Below are 11,847 nucleotides of genomic sequence, written 5' to 3' on the forward strand. Positions count from 1 at the left end.
GTCGGGATCCCGCTAGGGGGCGGCCGGGGCGACGAGCCGGTAGCCCACGCCGCGGACGGTCTCGATGAGGGCGGGCATGCGCAGTTTGGAGCGCAGCGAGGCGACGTGCACCTCCAGGGTGCGGCCCGTGCCCTCCCAACTCGTGCGCCAGACCTCGCTGATGATCTGTTCGCGGCGGAAGACGACACCGGGCTGCTGGGCGAGCAGGGCCAGCAGGTCGAACTCCTTGCGGGTGAGCGGCACGTCGGCGCCGTCCACGCTGACGCGGCGGGTGGGCAGCTCGATGCTGACGGTGCCGAGCCGGACGACGGCGGGCGTGCCGGTGCCGGTGGCGGCGGCCTCCTCGGAGGCGCCGGCGCGCCGGGCGACGGCGTGGATGCGGGCGAGGAGCTCGCCGGTGTCGTAGGGCTTGGTGACGTAGTCGTCGGCGCCCATGTTCAGCCCGTGGATGCGGGAGCGGACGTCGGCCCGGGCGGTGACCATGATGACGGGCGTGGCGGTGCGCTTGCGGATCTTGCCGCAGACCTCGTAGCCGTCCTGGTCGGGCAGGCCGAGGTCGAGGAGGACGACGCCGAAGGGCGGGGCTCCGGCGGGCAGCAATGCCTGCAGGGCCTCCTCGCCGCTGCGGGCGTGGGTGACCCGGAAGCCGTGCCGGGCGAGGATCGCGGACAGGGCGGCGGCGACGTGGTCGTCGTCCTCGACGAGCAGCAGTCTCATGCCGTCCCCCTCTCCTCTTCTTGCTCTTCAGCTTCCGTACGCATGGCCACCCTGCATCCACGCCGATGCGGAGTCCCACGTCAAGGGGGTTCCGGTGCGGCGCGCCTTCCGTTATGCACCCGGTACGCGCCCGGAGCGGCCGCGCGTGCGGCGCGCACGGAGCGTATCCGGGCGAGGCCGGATCGTTATCCTCAATTCTCCCTCAGATGTGATGACGTTGTGCGCGCCACGTCACTACTGTCCTCCCAACCGAGGAGGACGGAGCAAGAAGCCGATGAGCGGAGTATCAGTGACCAAGGACGTGCAGGACGCGGCCGGTGCCGCGGACGACCTGGTCGTACTGAGCAACGTCAACAAGCACTTCGGCGCGCTGCACGTGCTTCAGGACATCGATCTGAGCATTGCCCGCGGTGAGGTCGTCGTCGTGATCGGTCCTTCGGGATCGGGCAAGTCCACGCTGTGCCGGACCATCAACCGTCTGGAGACCATCGACTCGGGCACCATCACGCTCGACGGAAGCCCGCTGCCCGCCGAGGGCAAGGCGCTGGCCCGGCTGCGCGCCGACGTCGGCATGGTCTTCCAGTCGTTCAACCTCTTCGCGCACAAGACGGTGCTGGAGAACGTCATGCTGGGCCAGCTCAAGGTCCGCAAGACCGACCAGAAGGCCGCCCGCGAGAAGGCCGTGGCCCTGCTGGACCGGGTGGGCGTCGGCTCGCAGGCCGACAAGTACCCGGCGCAGCTGTCCGGTGGCCAGCAGCAGCGCGTGGCGATCGCCCGCGCGCTGGCGATGGACCCGAAGGTGATGCTGTTCGACGAGCCGACCTCGGCTCTCGACCCGGAGATGATCAACGAGGTGCTGGAGGTCATGCAGCAGCTCGCCCGGGAGGGGATGACGATGGTCGTCGTCACGCACGAGATGGGCTTCGCCCGCTCCGCGGCGAACCGCGTCGTCTTCATGGCCGACGGCAAGATCGTCGAAGAGGCCGCGCCCGAGCAGTTCTTCAGCAACCCGCGCAGTGACCGGGCCAAGGACTTCCTGTCGAAGATCCTGCACCACTGAGGTCCGGGTCTGGTAGTGATCCGGTGACGGGCCGCCGCCCGACCGGCTCCTGCCGCCTGCGCACGTGCCCGTAAAGCGTCGCTCGTCGTTCAACAACGTCTCATCCGAGGGAAGTTCACCATGAAGATCTCCAAGGTCGCCACGACCGCGGCCATCGCCGTCGCTTTCGCCCTGACCGCGACCGCCTGTGGCGGCAGCGCGAAGGACGCCGCGAGTGACGGCGGTGCGTCCGGTGGCACCGCCAAGGACAAGCTCGTCGTCGGCATCAAGTTCGACCAGCCCGGTCTGGGTCTGAAGACCCCGGACGGCAAGTTCACGGGCTTCGACGTCGACGTCGCGACGTACGTGGCCAAGGAGCTCGGCTACCAGCCGGACCAGATCGAGTTCAAGCAGGCCGTCAGCGCCGAGCGCGAGAACCTGATCGGGAACGGCGACGTGAAGTTCATCGTCGCGACCTACTCGATCAACGACAAGCGCAAGGAGAAGGTCGACTTCGCCGGCCCGTACTTCCTCGCGCACCAGGACCTGCTGGTCCGCGCCGACGACACCTCGATCACCAAGGCCGAGGACCTGAACAAGAAGAAGCTCTGCTCGGTCACCGGTTCGACCTCGGCGCAGAACGTCAAGACCAAGCTGGCCCCCGAGGCCGACCTGCTGGAGCAGGGTGGCTACTCCGAGTGCCTCACCGGCCTGGAGAACAAGGCCGTCGACGCGCTGACCACGGACAACTCGATCCTGGCCGGCTACGCGGCGCAGGAGAAGAACAAGGGCAAGTTCAAGCTGGCCGGGCTGAGCCTGAGCAACGAGAACTACGGCATCGGTCTGAAGAAGGGCGACAAGGAGCTCCAGACCAAGATCAACGCCGCGCTCAAGAAGATGGTCGAGGACGGCAGCTGGCAGAAGGCCGTGGACACCAACCTCGGTCCGGCCAACTTCAAGAGCGAGCCTGCCCCGCAGATCACCGAAGGCAGCTGATTCATCGGTGAGGAGCGTCGCCGCCCGCCCGTCGCGGGCGGCGGCGCGCCTCACCGGCCATCCTGGGGAGAGCGCAGGGCATCGTGTTCGATTTTCTTGATTCCGGGCAGTACGACGTGCTCGGAGCCTTCTGGGTGACGGTTCAGCTCACCCTCTACTCGGCGGCCGGATCCCTGGTCTGGGGCACCGCCCTGGCCGGGATGCGGGTCAGCCCGGTCCCGCTGCTACGCGGCTTCGGCACCGCTTACGTCAACCTGGTGCGCAACACCCCGTTGACCTTGCTGATCATCGGCTGCTCGCTGGGACTCAACCAGACCCTCGGCATCGCTCTGGGCGGCGACACGTTCAAGGAGACCGGCTTCCGGCTCGCGGTCCTCGGACTGATCGCCTACACCGGCACCTTCGTCTGCGAGGCCGTGCGCTCCGGCATCAACACCGTCCCCGTCGGCCAGGCCGAGGCGGCTCGCGCGCTGGGGCTGAGCTTCTTCCAGGTGCTCACCCTGATCGTGCTCCCCCAGTCCTTCCGGGCGGTCATCGCACCGCTCGCGAACGTACTGATCGCGCTCACCAAGAACACCACGGTGGCCGCGACCATCGGCGTGGCCGAGGCGGCCCTGCTGATGAAGGAAATGCTCGAGAACGAGGCGCAGGCGACCTTCGCGGTCTTCGCGGTCTTCGCCCTCGGTTTCGTCCTGCTGACCCTGCCCACCGGTCTTCTGCTGGGCTGGGTCGCCAAGCGAGTGGCGGTGAAGCGATGAGTTCGGTGCTGTACGACACTCCGGGCCCCAAGGCCAAGGCGCGCAACTGGATCTACAGCGGGATCTTCGTCGTGCTGTTCGGGCTCGTCCTGTGGTGGGCACTGTCCCTCATGGGCGAGAAGGGCCAGCTCGAAGCCGACAAGTGGTCCCCCTTCGTCACCGACAGCCGGGTCTGGACCACGTACCTGCTCCCCGGCCTGCTGGAGACCCTCAAGGCCGGCGCGCTCGCCATGGTGATCGCCCTCCCGCTGGGCGCGCTGCTGGGCATCGGCCGGCTGTCGGACCACGCGTGGGTGCGGGGACCGGTCGGCGCGTGGGTGGAGTTCTTCCGCGCCATCCCGGTGCTGATGCTGATGCTGTTCGGCTTCGCACTGATGGCCCCGCGGTTCATCGACGTTCCCTCCGACACCCGGCCCTTCTGGGCCGTGGTCACGGGCCTGGTCCTCTACAACTCGGCCGTCATCGGCGAGATCGTCCGGGCGGGCGTGCTCTCGCTGCCCAGCGGCCAGACCGACGCCGCCAAGGCGATCGGCATGCGCAAGGGCCAGACGATGGTCTACGTGCTGATCCCGCAGGCCGTGACGGCGATGCTGCCGGCCCTGGTCAGCCAGCTCGTGGTGATCCTCAAGGACACCGCGCTCGGCGGCGCGCTGCTGGGCTTCGCGGAACTGCTCTCCACGAACCGGCAGATCTCGGCCAACTACAGCAACACCATCGCGACGCTCGTCGTGATCGCCCTGATCTACATCGTGGTGAACTTCGGCCTCACCAGCTTCGCCTCCTGGCTGGAGGGCCGACTGCGGAAGTCCAAGAAGGGCACCGGCGCCGTGGTCGGTGCGGCCGATGTGAACGACATGGCCACCGGCGGCGGGGGCGGCGGAGCCTGACCGCCGACCCGCTTCGGACCCCTCGGCGGGTCTGACGTACGGTCAGTCACAGTGCGTGGCCCGCGTGGTGCGGCGGAACTCTTCCGCCGCACCACGCGGCGTTGACGCGACCGGCGTCACTTGACGCAGGCACCTCCAGTGGGTTGCATACGTTCTGTGATCACATACCGGACATCGGGAGCCGCGCCATGGACCCGGTGATCGTCGTCGGCGCGGGACCCGTCGGACTGTCCCTGTCCCTCGCCCTGGCCGGCCAGGGCGTACCCACCGTCGTGCTCGACGAAGGGCCCGGCAAGGAGGAGCCCCGACCTGCCCGTACGGTCGTCCTGCACTCCGACACCGCGGCCATGGCCAACCGGCTGGGCTGCACGACCCTGCGCGACGAGGGAGCGTACTTCGCCGCCTGGCGCACCGTGCGGCGCCGCCAGTCCGCCCGGCGCAGCACCTTCGACGACGGCCCGGCCCCCCTGCACCTGCCGCAGCACGCCCTCACCCGCGGGCTGCGCGACGCCGCCTCCGCGCACCCGCTCGTCCAGCTGGTCACCGACAGCCGCCTCGACTCCGTGGAGCAGGACGGCCGCGGGGTCACCGCCCACACCCGGGGCTCCGATACCACGTGGTGGCGGGGGAGCTTCCTGATCGGCTGCGACGGCGCCCGCTCGACCGTGCGCAAGCTGCTCGGCATCCGCTTCCCGGGCCGGACCGCCGTGGAGCGGTACGCGGTGGCCGCCCTGCGCACCGAACTCCCCTGGCCGGGCGAGGCGTTGCTGCACCGCAATCCGCCGTCCGGGCCCGACGAGGTCACCGCCCGGCCGCTGCCCGACGGGGTGTGGCGGCTGGACTGGCTGCTGCCGCCGCGCGGCGACCTGGTGACCCCCGACGCGCTGGTCCACCTGGTGCGCGACACCCTGGCGGTGTGGTGCGGGGGCACGACTCCCCCGTACGACCTGATCGACACCGGGGTCCACACCCTGCACCACCGGCTGGCCCGGCGCTGGCGCGAGGGCCGCGCCTTCCTCGCGGGGGACGCGGCGCACCTGCTGGGCGCCCTCGGTACCCAGGGCGTCGAGGAGGGGCTCCGGGACGCCGAGAACCTGGCGTGGAAGCTGTCCCTGGCCTGGCACCAGGGGGCCTCCGAGGCCCTGCTCGACTCGTACGAGGCCGAGCGGCGCACCGCCGTCGCCTCCCGGCTGCGCGCCGCGGACCAGGCGATGCCGGTACTGCGGTCCGGTGGCGGCCTGCGCACGTACCTGCCCGGAGCGACCCGTTCCGCCGAGTCCCTGCTCACCGACGGCCACCTCGGGCGCGGCCCGCTGGGCGCGGAGCCCGCCTACGCCCCGCCCGTGGCCGTACGCGAGGTGCCGACGGCCACGGAACCGGGCGGACCGGTGGCGAACGTGGCGGTGACCGCGACCGACGGCTCGACCGTGCCGCTGCGGGACCTGCTGGGCGGCCGGCTGCTGGTGATCCTGATCGCCCCGGGCACGGGGGTCTGGGACCGCCGGCACTGGCTCGGCGCCGGGCTCATGCCGCGGCTCGCGGCCGCGGTGAGCGCCCTGCCCGTCCGGACCGACCTGCTCGTCGCCGACAGCTACCCGGGGGCCCCGGCGCACACCGTCCTTCTCGTACGGCCCGACGGACACCTCGCGGCGACCTTCGCGGGGGTCCGCCCGGCGGAGCTGTACGAGGCGGCGGACACCGTCCGGGCCGGAGCCCCGGGCCCGGCTGCGCTGACGGCCCCCTCCGCGACGCCCACGGTGGTGGTCGACTGACGTCCGTGGCTGGTCGGGAACGGTGCACGACCGGGATTCGAGCCGTGATCGATTGACCCTCCCGCGGACTCGTGGTTCACTCGCGAACATGACCGGCAACGACGTACGCCTGTGGCGGAGGGTCCACATGGACCTGCTCCGCTACGCGGGCTGCGTGTGTCGCCCTTCCTGCTGATTCGCCTTTCCTCCGCGCGCCCCGTGCCGTCACCGGACCGCGCGCACCTCCGCGAACCCCAGGAACGGTCCCCTTCATGTCTGCACCCACGTACGCCCCCGCTCCGGCGTCCGCCGCCGTCCCCGCACCAGGCCTCGCGCCGTCACCGGCCGCGCCGTCCGGCCCGACGGCGCGCGAGCTGCTCGACTTCGCCCTGAACACCGCGGCCGACCCCGACGTCGTCGCGTCGCTGCCGCTGGACCCGCGGGGACGCACCTGGATCCGGCTGGACGGGCCCGCCGGCAGCGAGGCGTGGCTGATCGGCTGGCCGCCGGGCACCGGCACCGGCTGGCACGACCACGCGGAGTCGCGGGGCGCGTTCGCCACCGCCCGGGGCCGGCTCACCGAGAACTCGCTGGCCGTGCGCCTGCCCTCCGAGGGCTGGAAGTCCCTGGAGCTCGCCCCCGACGTGGACCGCCTGCGCCACCTGGGCGCGGGATCCGGGCGGGCCTTCGTCGAGCACCACGTCCACGAGGTGCTGAACGAGTCCCTGGACGAGCATGCGATCTCGGTCCACGCGTACTACCCGCCGCTGCCGCTGATCCGGCGCTACAGCCGCAACGGGCCGGTCCTCAGCCTGGAGCACGTCGAGCGTCCGGCGGACTGGCAGTGAGCGCCCCGGTCGGCATCGACGAGCTGCTGGAGCGGGTCCGCGCGGGCTACACCCGGGTCGGCCCGGAGGAGGCTGCCGCCGCCTCCCGCTCCGGGGCCGTGCTGGTGGACATCCGCTACCAGGCCCTGCGCGAGCGGGACGGCCTGATCCCGGGCGCGCTGGTGATCGAACGCAACGAACTGGAATGGCGGCTGGACCCGCGGGGCAGCCACCGCGTCCCCGAGGCCACCGGCCACGACCTCCGGGTGGTGGTGATCTGCAACGAGGGCTACGCCTCCAGTCTGGCGGCGGCGTCCCTCCACGCCCTGGGCCTGCACCGGGCCACGGACCTGACCGGCGGCTTCCAGGCATGGAAGTCGGCGGGCCTGCCGGTCGTCCCCGCCTGACGCGCCCGGAGAGCGTCCCGGGGAGCGTCCCGCCGTGCGCCCCGCCGCGGTCCGGCGGGGGCCCGGTCGCCGCTCCGGCCGCTCCCCTGGTCACTCTCCCGGGTAGCCCAGCCCGTCGGCGTCCTCGCCCTCCGCCTCCAGCGCGCGGCGCACCACCCGCAGGGCCATGCCCTCCGGGTACCCCTTGCGGGCGAGCATGCCGGCGAGGCGCCGGATGCGCTTGTCCCGCTCCAGGCCCCGGGTGGCGCGGAGTTTGCGCTCCACGAGCTCCCGGGCGGTCTGTTCCTCCTGGTCGGAGTCCAGCTGTTCCAGCGCCTCCTGTACGAGGGTGGTGTGCACCCCCTTGGTACGGAGCTCCTGCGCCAGCGCGCGGCGGGCGAGGCCCCGGCCGCGGTGCCGGGACTCGACCCACGCTCCGGCGAAGGCGGCGTCGTCGATGAGGCCCACCTCCTCGTACCGGGAGAGGACCTGCTCCGACACCTCCTCGGGGATGCCCCGCTTGGCCAGGGCGTCAGCGAGTTGCCGCCGGGTGCGCGGCATCCCGGTGAGCAGGCGCAGACAGATCGCCCGCGCCTGCTCCTCGGGGCTCTGGGGCGGCAGTTCCGGGCGGTCTTCACGGCCGCGCCGGCCCTCGCCGCCCCTTTCCTGCTCCCGCACGGGTCAGCTCTTGGCCACGGCGGCCTTGGCCGTCGTCTTGGCCTTCGATGCGGGGGCGGGTACGGCGGCAGCCGCGGCGTCGGCCGTGTCCGCACCGGCGGCGGCCTCGGGAGCGGCGGCGGCGTCCTTGCGGATGCCCACGCCCAGCTTCTCCTTGATCTTCCGCTCGATCTCGTCGGACAGGGCGGGGTTGTCGCAGAGGAACTTCCGCGCGTTCTCCTTGCCCTGGCCGAGCTGGTCGCCCTCGTACGTGTACCAGGCGCCGGCCTTGCGCACGAAGCCGTGCTCCACGCCCATGTCGATCAGGCCGCCCTCGCGGCTGATGCCGTGGCCGTAGAGGATGTCGAACTCGGCCTGCTTGAACGGCGGCGCGACCTTGTTCTTGACGACCTTGACGCGGGTGCGGTTGCCGACCGCGTCCGTGCCGTCCTTCAGGGTCTCGATGCGGCGGATGTCGAGGCGCACCGAGGCGTAGAACTTCAGCGCGCGGCCACCGGTGGTGGTCTCGGGCGAGCCGAACATCACACCGATCTTCTCGCGGAGCTGGTTGATGAAGATCGCGGTGGTCTTGGACTGGCTGAGCGCACCGGTGATCTTACGGAGCGCCTGGCTCATCAGGCGGGCCTGCAGACCCACGTGGGAGTCGCCCATCTCGCCCTCGATCTCCGCGCGCGGCACGAGGGCCGCCACGGAGTCGATGACGATCAGGTCGAGGGCACCGGAGCGGACCAGCATGTCCACGATCTCCAGCGCCTGCTCGCCGGTGTCCGGCTGCGACAGGATGAGGTTGTCGGTGTCCACGCCGAGGGCCTTGGCGTACTCGGGGTCGAGCGCGTGCTCGGCGTCCACGAAGGCGACGGTGCCGCCGGCCTTCTGCGCGTTGGCCACGGCGTGCAGGGTCAGGGTCGTCTTACCGGAGGACTCCGGTCCGTAGACCTCGATCACACGGCCGCGGGGCAGCCCGCCGACGCCGAGCGCGATGTCCAGCGCGGTCGACCCGGTGGGGATGACCTCGATGGGGTCGTTCGGCTTGTCGCCGAGGCGCATGACCGCACCCTTGCCGAATTGCCGTTCAATCTGTGCGAGCGCGGCGTCGAGAGCCTTCTCGCGGTCGGTGCCTGCCATGGGTTCCACCCGATTTGCTTGAGTCGATCGCTTCACGCCTTTGACGCTAATGCCTGCCACTGACAATGCGCCTCCACCACCGTTCCGGCTGTGGACAACCAATCAGAATGGATGTTCGATTTCACTGTCAAGCGCGCCACGCCCGCTCGCCGCGAGCTGGGGACGACGGGACTTCGAGGGGGCGGCGACAGCGAGCCGAAGACGGCCATTCCGACCGAGCCGCCGATCGCGCCCAGAGGATGCCGCCGCGACCCCACCCGCCACGAGTGACAACCCAAGGTTGACAGTCCGGTGACTGTCAACCTACGGTTGCCCCTATGACGAACCCTCCCGTGGAACCCGTTCGCATGGCCAACCCGGTGCGCCTCGACGACCTGATCGAGGCCATCAAGAAGGTCCACACCGACACCCTGGAGCAGCTCAGCGGCGCCGTCGTCGCCGCCGAGGCGCTCGGAGACGTGGCGGACCACCTCATCGGCCACTTCGTCGACCAGGCCCGCCGCTCCGGCGCCTCGTGGACCGACATCGGCCGCAGCATGGGCGTCACACGCCAGGCCGCCCAGAAGCGCTTCGTCCCCAAGGCCGACAAGGAGGGCGAGGCGGCGATCGACCCCGGCCAGGGCTTCGGCCGCTTCACGCCCCGCGCCCGCAACGTCGTCGTGACCGCGCAGAACGAGGCGCGCGCCGCCGGCAACACCGAGATCCGTACCGAGCACCTCGTCCTCGGTCTGCTGGCGGAGCCCGAAGGCCTCGCCGCGCACGCGCTCCGCGCCCAGCGGGTGGCGGCGGACGACCTGCGCGCCGCCGCGGTCGCCGCCCTGCCCGCGGCCGAGGCCGAGGTCCCCGACCTGGTCCCCTTCGACGCCTCCGCCAAGAAGGCCCTGGAGCTCACCTTCCGCGAGGCCCTGCGGCTGGGGCACCCCTACATCGGCACCGAGCACGTCCTCCTGGCCCTCCTGGAGCTGGAGAACGGCTCGGGCCTGCTCAGCGGACTCGGCGCGGACAAGGCCGGCGTCGAGGCGTGGGTCAGCGACGCCCTGGCATCCGCACTCGGTTCCACGGACGGGACGCCGCAGTAGAGGCGTGCGCGTCCTCCGTCAGCGCGTACCGCTTCACGTACGCGCCGAGGAACGCCTGCAGCGTGGCGATGGCCGGGATCGCGATCAGCGCCCCGACCGCGCCCAGCAGGGCGGTGCCCGCGATGACCGAGCCGAAGGCCACCGCCGGGTGGATGTCCACGGTCCTCGAGGTCAGCTTCGGCTGGAGGACGTAGTTCTCGAACTGCTGGTAGACCACCACGAACCCGAGGACGTACAGCGCGTACCAGGGGTTGACCGTGAAGGCGATCAGCATCGGCAGGGCGCCCGCGAGGTAGGTGCCGATCGTGGGGATGAACTGGGAGACCAGCCCCACCCACACCGCGAGGGCGGGCGCGTACGGCACGCCGAGGACCGCCAGCAGGACGTAGTGCGCCACGCCCGAGATCAGCGCCATCAGCCCGCGCGAGTAGAGGTAGCCGCCCGTCTTGGCCACGGCGATCTCCCAGGCGCGCAGCACCTCGGCCTGCTTCGCGGGCGGCAGTACGGAGCACAGCGCGCGCCGCAGGCGCGGCCCGTCGGCGGCGAAGTAGAAGGAGAACAGCCCGATCGTCAGCAGCTTGAACAGCCCGCCGAGCACGGTGGCGGACACGTCGAGCACGCCGCTGGCACTGTTCTGCACGTATTTCTGGAGCCAGTCCGAGTGCAGCATGCTGTCCTGGATGTCCAGGCGGGACAGATCGGTGTGGAAGGTCGCGTTGATCGAGTCGATGACCGAGTCGAGGTAGTTCGGGAAGCCCTCGACCATCGCGACGATCTGCCCGGCGAGCATCGAGCCGAGCAGGGCGAGGAAGCCCACGGCGAAGCCGAACACCGCGAGGAACACCAGGAAGGTGGCGAACCCCCTGCGCATGCCCCGGGCCGCCATCCTGGCCACCGCGGGCTCGATCGCGAGCGCGAGGAAGAACGCGATCAGGATGTTGACCAGCAGGCCGATCAGCTGGTGGAAGGCCCAGCTGCCGAGCTGGAAGCAGGCGACGAGGGCCAGGACGAGGACCACCGCGCGCGGCAGCCAGCGCGGCATCCGCTCGCCCGCGCCCGCCGGCGGGCCGCCCCGGGGCGGTCCCCCGGGCCGGACCGGGTCGGCCGCCCGGGGCGGCTGCCCGGGTGCCTCGGGCGCCCCGGCGGCCCCGGGAGCCGCCGTCTCGGGCGCCCCCGACGGACCGGACGCAGCGGACGGCCGAGCCTCCTCGGCCGTCACGGGCACCCCGGCAGCGGAATCCGGGGCGTCTGCGGGCGGGTCGGTCGTCTCATCGATGGCTGCCACGCGGCCAAGTCTGGCCCACCGGCCGCCCATCCGGCGAAGCCGCCTCCCGCCCGCCCGGGGGTCAGCGCATCGAGGCGGGCACGTCCATCGCGGAACACACCGCGCGCCACACGTCCTTGGCCTCCCAGCCCGCGTCCAGCGCCTGGTGGACGGTGCGTCCGCCCAGCTCCGTCATGACGTGGTCCCGTGCGAAGGAGTCCGCGTAGCCCGCACCGAAGTGCTCCGCCATCCGCTCCCAGAAAATCGTCAACCGCATGCCTCCAGTATCCCGCCCGGAGAGTGCACCCGTCCCGTTCGTCCCCCTCCGGCGCATCGCCGC

Annotated in this window: 14 protein-coding genes; 9 read left to right on the forward strand and 5 right to left on the reverse strand. The window is 71.4% G+C overall.

The features are described from left to right. Nucleotides 1-12 precede the first annotated feature (12 nt). On the reverse strand, nucleotides 13-717 hold the full coding sequence (locus tag ACFWW8_RS22060; protein WP_386530642.1) for a response regulator transcription factor: 705 nt from the start codon (nucleotides 715-717) through the stop codon (nucleotides 13-15). A gap of 274 nt (nucleotides 718-991) precedes the next feature. Here ACFWW8_RS22060 and ACFWW8_RS22065 point away from each other — a divergent pair, with 274 nt between their 5' ends. From ACFWW8_RS22065 to ACFWW8_RS22100, 8 genes are all read left to right on the forward strand, one after another. Then, nucleotides 992-1,777: an amino acid ABC transporter ATP-binding protein gene (locus ACFWW8_RS22065; protein WP_267843525.1), complete on the forward strand. Its 786-nt coding sequence runs from the start codon at nucleotides 992-994 to the stop codon at nucleotides 1,775-1,777. 120 nt (nucleotides 1,778-1,897) lie between these two features. Then, complete coding sequence (locus tag ACFWW8_RS22070) at nucleotides 1,898-2,752, forward strand: glutamate ABC transporter substrate-binding protein (protein ID WP_386530643.1); 855 nt, start codon at nucleotides 1,898-1,900, stop codon at nucleotides 2,750-2,752. 83 nt (nucleotides 2,753-2,835) lie between these two features. Then, nucleotides 2,836-3,510, forward strand: a complete 675-nt coding sequence (locus tag ACFWW8_RS22075; RefSeq protein WP_386530644.1) for an amino acid ABC transporter permease — start codon at nucleotides 2,836-2,838, stop codon at nucleotides 3,508-3,510. Next, nucleotides 3,507-4,397 (forward strand): amino acid ABC transporter permease, encoded by an 891-nt coding sequence (locus ACFWW8_RS22080; RefSeq protein WP_386530645.1) that lies wholly within the window; start codon nucleotides 3,507-3,509, stop codon nucleotides 4,395-4,397. Before ACFWW8_RS22075 ends, ACFWW8_RS22080 begins: the two co-directional genes overlap by 4 nt. Before the next feature lie 188 nt (nucleotides 4,398-4,585). After that, nucleotides 4,586-6,169, forward strand: coding sequence for an FAD-dependent oxidoreductase (locus ACFWW8_RS22085; protein WP_386530646.1), 1,584 nt, complete (start codon nucleotides 4,586-4,588; stop codon nucleotides 6,167-6,169). 88 nt (nucleotides 6,170-6,257) lie between these two features. Then, nucleotides 6,258-6,344, forward strand: a complete 87-nt coding sequence (locus ACFWW8_RS22090; protein ID WP_311318651.1) for a putative leader peptide — start codon at nucleotides 6,258-6,260, stop codon at nucleotides 6,342-6,344. Between the two features lie 76 nt (nucleotides 6,345-6,420). Continuing rightward, the gene (locus ACFWW8_RS22095) at nucleotides 6,421-6,996 is read left to right on the forward strand and encodes a cysteine dioxygenase (protein ID WP_386530647.1); all 576 of its coding nucleotides are present in this window, start codon (nucleotides 6,421-6,423) and stop codon (nucleotides 6,994-6,996) included. Continuing rightward, on the forward strand, nucleotides 6,993-7,382 hold the full coding sequence (locus ACFWW8_RS22100; RefSeq protein WP_386530648.1) for a rhodanese-like domain-containing protein: 390 nt from the start codon (nucleotides 6,993-6,995) through the stop codon (nucleotides 7,380-7,382). The genes ACFWW8_RS22095 and ACFWW8_RS22100 overlap by 4 nt, the downstream gene beginning before the upstream one ends. 90 nt (nucleotides 7,383-7,472) lie before the next feature. Here ACFWW8_RS22100 and recX read toward each other — a convergent pair whose 3' ends face one another. Together recX and recA are read right to left on the reverse strand one after the other, a co-directional pair. Continuing rightward, entirely contained in the window at nucleotides 7,473-8,039 is a 567-nt protein-coding gene (gene recX, locus ACFWW8_RS22105; RefSeq protein WP_386530649.1) for a recombination regulator RecX, read from the reverse strand. Between the two features lie 3 nt (nucleotides 8,040-8,042). Further along, nucleotides 8,043-9,164, reverse strand: a complete 1,122-nt coding sequence (recA, locus tag ACFWW8_RS22110; protein ID WP_386530650.1) for a recombinase RecA — start codon at nucleotides 9,162-9,164, stop codon at nucleotides 8,043-8,045. Between the two features lie 317 nt (nucleotides 9,165-9,481). Here recA and ACFWW8_RS22115 point away from each other — a divergent pair, with 317 nt between their 5' ends. After that, complete coding sequence (locus ACFWW8_RS22115; protein WP_386530651.1) at nucleotides 9,482-10,243, forward strand: Clp protease N-terminal domain-containing protein; 762 nt, start codon at nucleotides 9,482-9,484, stop codon at nucleotides 10,241-10,243. Here ACFWW8_RS22115 and ACFWW8_RS22120 read toward each other — a convergent pair. Together ACFWW8_RS22120 and ACFWW8_RS22125 are read right to left on the reverse strand one after the other, a co-directional pair. Then, on the reverse strand, nucleotides 10,191-11,285 hold the full coding sequence (locus ACFWW8_RS22120) for an AI-2E family transporter (RefSeq protein ID WP_386530669.1): 1,095 nt from the start codon (nucleotides 11,283-11,285) through the stop codon (nucleotides 10,191-10,193). The two genes, ACFWW8_RS22115 and ACFWW8_RS22120, sit on opposite strands and share 53 nt — an antisense overlap. 304 nt (nucleotides 11,286-11,589) lie before the next feature. Further along, the gene (locus ACFWW8_RS22125) at nucleotides 11,590-11,784 is read right to left on the reverse strand and encodes a DUF3046 domain-containing protein (protein WP_267726798.1); all 195 of its coding nucleotides are present in this window, start codon (nucleotides 11,782-11,784) and stop codon (nucleotides 11,590-11,592) included. Nucleotides 11,785-11,847 lie beyond the last annotated feature (63 nt).

Source organism: Streptomyces sp. NPDC058701, assembly GCF_042715295.1.
In the GTDB taxonomy this organism is placed as follows: Bacteria; Actinomycetota; Actinomycetes; order Streptomycetales; family Streptomycetaceae; genus Streptomyces.

Coding starts and splice junctions, on each gene's coding strand:
- ACFWW8_RS22060 (WP_386530642.1), bottom strand. CDS start 717: ATGAGACTGCTGCTCGTCGAGGACGACGACCACGTCGCCGCCGCCCTG.
- ACFWW8_RS22065 (WP_267843525.1), top strand. CDS start 992: ATGAGCGGAGTATCAGTGACCAAGGACGTGCAGGACGCGGCCGGTGCC.
- ACFWW8_RS22070 (WP_386530643.1), top strand. CDS start 1,898: ATGAAGATCTCCAAGGTCGCCACGACCGCGGCCATCGCCGTCGCTTTC.
- ACFWW8_RS22080 (WP_386530645.1), top strand. CDS start 3,507: ATGAGTTCGGTGCTGTACGACACTCCGGGCCCCAAGGCCAAGGCGCGC.
- ACFWW8_RS22085 (WP_386530646.1), top strand. CDS start 4,586: ATGGACCCGGTGATCGTCGTCGGCGCGGGACCCGTCGGACTGTCCCTG.
- ACFWW8_RS22090 (WP_311318651.1), top strand. CDS start 6,258: ATGACCGGCAACGACGTACGCCTGTGGCGGAGGGTCCACATGGACCTG.
- ACFWW8_RS22095 (WP_386530647.1), top strand. CDS start 6,421: ATGTCTGCACCCACGTACGCCCCCGCTCCGGCGTCCGCCGCCGTCCCC.
- recA (WP_386530650.1), bottom strand. CDS start 9,164: ATGGCAGGCACCGACCGCGAGAAGGCTCTCGACGCCGCGCTCGCACAG.
- ACFWW8_RS22115 (WP_386530651.1), top strand. CDS start 9,482: ATGACGAACCCTCCCGTGGAACCCGTTCGCATGGCCAACCCGGTGCGC.
- ACFWW8_RS22120 (WP_386530669.1), bottom strand. CDS start 11,285: ATGCCGCGCTGGCTGCCGCGCGCGGTGGTCCTCGTCCTGGCCCTCGTC.
- ACFWW8_RS22125 (WP_267726798.1), bottom strand. CDS start 11,784: ATGCGGTTGACGATTTTCTGGGAGCGGATGGCGGAGCACTTCGGTGCG.